Origin of the sequence: Polaromonas sp. CG_23.6 (assembly GCF_029892315.1) — a bacterium.
Lineage (GTDB): Bacteria > Pseudomonadota > Gammaproteobacteria > Burkholderiales > Burkholderiaceae_C > Polaromonas.
Map to the genome: position 1 here is coordinate 143936 of NZ_JARXUY010000003.1, position 6323 is coordinate 150258.

General features: G+C 61.2%; 5 protein-coding genes and 1 pseudogene. 2 read left to right on the forward strand and 4 right to left on the reverse strand.

The annotated features are described in order from the left end of the window. Positions 1 to 152: 152 nt before the first annotated feature. Both H4V98_RS21215 and H4V98_RS21220 read right to left on the reverse strand, forming a co-directional pair. Positions 153 to 860: a TetR/AcrR family transcriptional regulator gene (locus tag H4V98_RS21215; protein WP_280758031.1), complete on the reverse strand. Its 708-nt coding sequence runs from the start codon at positions 858 to 860 to the stop codon at positions 153 to 155. 279 nt (positions 861 to 1139) lie between these two features. Then, entirely contained in the window at positions 1140 to 2243 is a 1104-nt protein-coding gene (locus H4V98_RS21220; RefSeq protein WP_280758032.1) for a PQQ-dependent sugar dehydrogenase, read from the reverse strand. Positions 2244 to 2254: 11 nt separating this feature from the next. Here H4V98_RS21220 and H4V98_RS21225 point away from each other — a divergent pair, with 11 nt between their 5' ends. Further along, the gene (locus H4V98_RS21225) at positions 2255 to 2725 is read left to right on the forward strand and encodes a hypothetical protein (RefSeq protein ID WP_280758033.1); all 471 of its coding nucleotides are present in this window, start codon (positions 2255 to 2257) and stop codon (positions 2723 to 2725) included. A 327-nt stretch (positions 2726 to 3052) separates the two neighbouring features. Beyond that, positions 3053 to 3766 (forward strand): annotated as a pseudogene (gene lexA, locus H4V98_RS21230) (transcriptional repressor LexA); the annotation flags it as partial. A 185-nt stretch (positions 3767 to 3951) separates the two neighbouring features. Here lexA and istB read toward each other — a convergent pair. Together istB and istA are read right to left on the reverse strand one after the other, a co-directional pair. Continuing rightward, positions 3952 to 4716: an IS21-like element helper ATPase IstB gene (gene istB, locus H4V98_RS21235; protein WP_280758034.1), complete on the reverse strand. Its 765-nt coding sequence runs from the start codon at positions 4714 to 4716 to the stop codon at positions 3952 to 3954. Positions 4717 to 4738: 22 nt separating this feature from the next. Continuing rightward, positions 4739 to 6271 carry an IS21 family transposase gene (gene istA, locus H4V98_RS21240; protein ID WP_280758035.1) on the reverse strand — a complete coding sequence of 511 codons (1533 nt, stop codon included), beginning with the start codon at positions 6269 to 6271 and terminating at the stop codon, positions 4739 to 4741. Between the last annotated feature and the right edge of the window lie 52 nt (positions 6272 to 6323).

Below are 6323 nucleotides of genomic sequence, written 5' to 3' on the forward strand. Positions count from 1 at the left end.
CGCTAATCTCGCAAGGTTTAGGGGCAAGCGCGTGGAAAGAGCGGCTTACAAATCGGCCCGGTGCATTTGAAGAATTCATACCCTCATTATTTTCATAGACCGGTCGTCTATAAAATAGGTACTTACCCTTCAGCACCGCTATGGATCAATTGTCAGACCGCGATCTTGGAGAAGTACAGGTCGACAAAGTGGTCTATAGGGGCAAGGCTGCGCATCAACTTAGAGCGCAGGATCGCTCCTTCCCAGCCAATCCAGAAAAAGCGTGACAACACGTGGGCGTCGTTGCTACTGGCAATGTCGCCCACGTCAATGGCTTCTTGCAGACAACTAGTCACGCGCTCCTCCCAAGACACCAGAACGGCTTCTAGCGTCTGGCGAAATTTGCTATCAAGGCTGGCCAGTTCTTGGCCCAAATTTCCGATCAAGCAGCCCCGGCGAAAGTCGAACTTGCTCATGCCGCACTTGGCATTGTCTACGAAGGCCTTGAGCCGTTCCAGCGGTGGGCGCGTCGGATCGTTAAAGATCCGGTCCATCTTGCGGGAGTAGTATTCAGCGTAGTTCTGGATGACGGCAGCGCCGAAATCGTCCTTACTCTTAAAAAAGTAATAGAACGAGCCTTTGGGCACCCCTACGCGCTTGAGTATCTCGTCGATACCGGTGATCTGAAAACCGCGCTCCGTCAATAGCTCAGTGCCGCACCATACCAGCGCACGCCGCGTGTCTGAACGAGCCTCGCTCCGCTGCTGACGGTTACGGGGCCCTGGAAGCTCGGCGGGACGAACATAGGAAAAAGTATCAGACATAAGCGAAATAAAAGTTGGATTGTTTACAACAATAGACCAGTCGTCTATGAAAGTCAATTCCAGTACTAATCCCTACTAATGTCGAGTTATCCCAAAAATGTCGGTGTGTCTTGCTCTAAAGAGATGCAACGATACGCCCTTAACGCGACACTAGGCAAAAACATCACGATTGACAACACGCGACGAAGCATCCAATCGGGTCAACGCATTCCGGCAATCTGGCTCAAAACGGCATCAGCACGCGCTTGCAAATAGGCCAGCGCCAGTAGTCGGTAGAAATGAAAGTATGCAATAGGCCCAGCGCACAACCCAAGGCTTGAGCCCAGAGGGCATCCCTCATCGGCTCGGAACCACGCGCAGCACCCGCCCATTGGCGCTGTCGGTCAGCAGGTAGATCGCGCCCTCCGGCCCGGCGCGCACGTCGCGGATGCGCTCGCCAAGTTCCTGGAACAACACCTCCTGCGGCCCGGGCGATCCTTTGGCCAAAGGCACACGGCGCACGCTGCCTTCCTTGAGCGTCGAGATGAACAGACTGCCTCGCCACGCCGGAAACAGCGCCCCGTCGTACCAGGCCATTCCTGACGGGGCGATTGACGGGGTCCAGTCCACCAACGGCGGCTCGATGCCGGCCCGGGTGCGGTAGGGTGTGATGCGGGCGTAGGTGTAGTCGATGCCCCCGGTGGTGATAGGCCAGCCGTAATTGGCCCCAGGCTCGATGCGGTTCAGCTCATCGCCTCCCCGGGCGCCGTGCTCGTGGGCATACGGCACGCCGTCCACCACCACCACGCCCTGCGGGTGACGATGGCCCAGGGTGTAGATCTCCGGCCGGGCGTTGGGGCGCGTGAGGAAGGGGTTGTCGGTGGGTACGCTGCCGTCGGGCTTGATGCGCAGCATCTTGCCCAGGTGGGTGTGCAGTCGCTGCGCATCTGTGCGCTCGACGTTTCCATCCCCCATGCCGAGCAGCAGCGTGCCGTCGGCCAGCCAAGCCATGCGCCCGCCGAAATGCTGCGTCTCAGCTTTTGCCGGCTGGGAGGTGAAGATCGGCTGCACCTCCCGCAATTGACGGCCGTCGAAGCGGGCCCGCACCACGCGCAGGTGGTTGGCCTCGGGCGTGCCATAGGCGAAAGACAGCATGACCTGGCCGTTGACCGCGAAGGCCGGATCGACCACCACGTCGAACAGACCGGCCTGGCCGCGCGCCAGCACCGCCGGCACGCCAGCAACCGGTTCAGGGCGTAACCGCGCACGGCCATCCGGGCCGGGCTCGATCAGGCGGAGCCGGCCGGCACGCTCCGTGACCAGCATGCGCCCGTCGGGCAGGAAGGCCAGCGACCAGGGGTGATCAAACCCACTGGCCACGGTCTCGACGCGGTAGTCGGCAGCGCGGGCAGACATCACCACCGCCAGTGCGCCTGCAATCAATGCAGCCATGTGTTTCATAATTTGTCATTATGAGAGACGCCAACGCCATAAATTCCCCGGACCGTCGCTGGACGCGGCATCTGGCGCCGCTGCTGCTGGCCTGGCTGCTGGCGGCGGTGTGGGGTTCGGTGGTGCAAACGCATTGGAACTTGCAGGCCCTGGTGGGTATGGATGTTGACATAACCGCTGCCGAGCGAGCCCGTACGACCTGGCAGGACCTGATCGGCTTTGCCCCCGTGTATGCCGGCATCCTGGCCGCTGGCTGGCTGCCAGCTTTGGCCGCAGCCTCTTTCCTGGCCCGCCGCTGGCCAAGCGGGCGCAGTCTTTTGCTGGCGGCAGCCGCCGGGGCAGGCATGGTGGCCGCAGTGCGAGTTGTCGACGCAGCCGCGCCCATGCCGGTGTTCATAGACGCCACACGCCACCTGCCCGGCCTGCTGGCGATGGCGTCTGGTGCCGTTATCGCCGGTCTGCTGTACGCCAGGCTCACCGCGCGTCATTGACCGGGGGTTCTTGCGAAGACCGTGGCGGCGGCTTTGCGGCTACTGCCTGCTTCAAAAATAATCGCGTTCAAAGGCATCAAGCCGCCCATCTGGTGCACTGAACACTTCCACCCCTTGATTGCTTGGCTTAGATTGGCTTGGCTTGGCTTGGCTTGGCGATGGGCTACGTGGTACGCAAACGACCTGACCCTGAAGTTTTATAGCTCGTCCTTGCTTTTTTCTAAAAGCTGTATGAAACTACAGTTACTGTATATTTATACACAGCTTTTCTGGATTGGCATCACAGCGCCAGTTTCAAATAGCCCTGACCCCAAGGAGACCTGACCAATGAACCCCTTCAATGATTTTTCCGGTCTCCCCCCTGATGGATCCCGGCTGACCGCCCGGCAGGCACAGATCCTCGAGCTGATCCGCAACGCGATTGCCCGCACGGGCGCGCCGCCCACCCGCGTAGAAATCGCGACCGAACTGGGCTTTCGCTCGCCCAACGCTGCTGAAGAACACCTGAAGGCTCTGGCCAAAAAGGGCGTCATCGAACTGGTCAGCGGCACCGCGCGCGGCATCCGTCTTCGCACGCTCGCCCGGCAAGCCACCGATGAAGCGCGAAACGAATCGCGATCAAATCCTTTGTTCCTGTCCTTGCAGGGCCTGGGCCGGATTTTCTTGCCACTGGTCGGCCGCGTCGCCGCCGGCAGTCCAATCCTGGCGCAAGAGCACATCGAGCGAACCTATCAGGTGGAAAGCCGCCTGTTTTCGCAAACGCCTGATTACCTGCTCACCGTGCGCGGCATGAGCATGCAGGGCGCCGGCATCCTGGACGGCGACCTGCTGGGCGTTAAAAAGGCCAAAGAAGCCTCAAACGGCCAGATCGTTGTGGCCCGCCTGGGCGACGAGGTCACCGTCAAGCGCTTTCACCGCACCCGGCGCGGGATCGAGCTGCTGCCCGAAAATTCCGACTTCCAGCCCATCGTGGTGCAGCCCGGCGAGCCGTTTGAAATCGAAGGTCTCGCCGTCGGCCTGATCCGGACGCGCATGCCGCTGCGTATTCCAGCGAACGTGAACGCTCATTCCAGGATGGTGAACGGCGATTCCGGGCAACGTGAACGCTGCGGCGGTGTTGATGTGTTGTTACGCGCTCAAATTGTAGGCTGAGGTGGTTTTTCAGCTTGGTGAATCCTTTCGTCGTGTGTGTTTGTCGGTTTTTTGGCGCCCCGTCATTAGCCCGTCTACTCCTTCAAATCGGCCGCATTGGGTTTTCCTGCGGCCAGCTTTTTTCTCAAAGACTCCCCCGTGATCGTCAAGCGGTGATGGTTCTGCATCAGCCGGTCAAGCATCGCGTCGGCCATCGTGGCGTCGCCAATCCACTCGTGCCAGTGCTCAATGGGCAGCTGGCTGGTGATAATCGTGGCCCGGCTTGATGCCCTGTCATCAACAACCTCCAGCAAGTCTGCCCGGGTCTGGCTGTCCAGAGCCGCCATCCCCCAATCATCCAGAAGCAACACATCGGTCTTGCGAATCTGCTCCAGCCACTTGCCGAACGTGGCGTTGGCGTGGCGAATACGCAGCTCTTCACCCAGCCGGGGAACGCGCTGGTAATGCGCACTGAAGCCGCGCCGGCAGGCGTGCTGCGCCAGGGCACAGGCCAGCCAGGACTTGCCGGCCCCGGTGGGGCCCGTGATCAAGACGGCATGGCCGCTTTGTACCCAATCGCCCAATGCTAGAGTCATGACAGTGCTGCGCTGGATGCCGCGCCCGGCGCGGCCGTCAACATCTTCAATGGCCGCTTGCGGGTATTTCAGTCGCGCCTGCTTGAGCAGGCGTACCTGACGGCGGTCTTGGCGCCAGTGCATTTCACGGTCGACCAGCAGCGCCAGGCGCTCCTCAAAGCTCATCGAACTCACGCCTGCCTGGCTGAGTTGATCCTGCAGGCCCGCAGCCAGTCCTTCGAGCTTCAATTCGCGCAGTTGCGCCAAAGTGGTGTTCATCATCATGGTGTTTCTTTCAATTTGTTGCTTACTGGTAATAGCCGGGGCCGCGTACATGGGCGTGCTGAGGGCTGGTCCACTCGGGTGCCTCGGCTTTTTGCAACTGATCGCCGCGGTTGACGAGGATGTCCTTGATATGGCTGTATTTGCTGGTGCCCAGTTGCAGCGCAATCAGGCACGCTGCCTCCAGACGGGCTGCGCTGTAGCGCCGGCTCAGTGAGAGCAAACCCAGACAGGCCCGGTAAGCGTGTTCAGGGTGGCGCTGACGCTCCAGCAGATGACGCACCGTGCGCGCTGTGGCCACCCCGATCTGCTCGCCCCAGGCAATCAAGCGGTCCGGGCTCCACTGTGCGTGGGCCCGGTGGTTCTCGGGCATGTGCTCGTCGGTGGTGGTAAAGCCGCCGCGCCGGCTGTTCCTGGCGTGGCTGGCCACACGTTGACCACGATTGAGGATTTCCAGCGCGTTGCGGGTTACGCGCAATTCCAGCGTCTGGCCCACCAGCGCGTGGGGCACGCTGTAGCGGTGGCCTTCGAACTCGACGTGGTAATCAATGTGCACCTTGACCGTCTTGAAGATCGCCAGTTCAAAAGCCTCCAGCGGTAGCGCCATCAGAGCCGGGGCGTCAATGGCTGCAAACACGCTGGCTCTGGAGCCCGGCAACTTCTGAAACGGCTTGTTGTTCAAGTGCTCCAGTAAAGGGGCCATGGCTGCGTTGACTTCATGCACCGTATGAAACGCTTGATGACGCAGCCGTGCCATGATCCAGCGCTCCACGATTTGCACCGTGGACTCGGCCTTGGCCTTGTCTTGCGGGTGGTAGGCGCGAGCCGGCAGTATGCTGCAGCCGTAGTGCACCGCAAAGTCCAGCACGGTGTCGGTGGCCCGCGGCTCGTAGCGACTGGCCTGTGCAATGACGGCACGTGGGTTGTCCGGAACAATCAGCTGCGGCACACCGCCGTAGAAGCCGAGCGCCCTGCAGCACCCTTCGAGCCAGTCGGCGGTGGTTTGCGCTGGCGTTGCCCAAGCAAACGCGTAGCCCGAGGCGCCCATGGCCGCCACGAAGATGTTGGCCTTGCCCCCACCTGACAGCGCAATGGTGGGGCCGGCATAGTCGATGAAGAGCTTGTCGCCAGCGCGGTGCACCTGGCGCATCGAGCGCTTGAGCGTCCTGGCAAAGCGGCGGTAGCTCTCGCAGAACTGAGAGTATCGGTAAGGCTTGACCTCACCGTCCTCGGCCCATTGGCCGCAGTATTCCTCCCACAGCAGCATCAACGTGACGCCTTTGCCTCGCAGCTCCACGTGGACCTGGCCGTAGTCGGGCGGGGCGTAGACGACCGGGCTTCTTGCCGGGCCCAGCAGTTGGCGCTCCAGCGCTCCTTCGTCCATGGCCGCGATGGCTGGCCAATCAAGCCCGGCAGTGCTGGCGAGCTTGACGTATTTGGAGATGACGCCTTTGGAGAGCTGAAGCGACGCGGCAATCTGCTCGTAGGGCAGCTTGGCGTCCAGGGTCAAACGGAGTATTTCCTTGATCTTGCGCATGGTGATCTTTCGGGCGGGCATCTGGCTTCCTGCAATTAAATGCAGTGAGGCTACCTACCCGCCAGGGTGGTCT

Coding starts and splice junctions, on each gene's coding strand:
- H4V98_RS21220 (WP_280758032.1), bottom strand. CDS start 2,243: ATGAAACACATGGCTGCATTGATTGCAGGCGCACTGGCGGTGGTGATG.
- H4V98_RS21225 (WP_280758033.1), top strand. CDS start 2,255: ATGAGAGACGCCAACGCCATAAATTCCCCGGACCGTCGCTGGACGCGG.
- istB (WP_280758034.1), bottom strand. CDS start 4,716: ATGATGATGAACACCACTTTGGCGCAACTGCGCGAATTGAAGCTCGAA.
- istA (WP_280758035.1), bottom strand. CDS start 6,271: ATGCCCGCCCGAAAGATCACCATGCGCAAGATCAAGGAAATACTCCGT.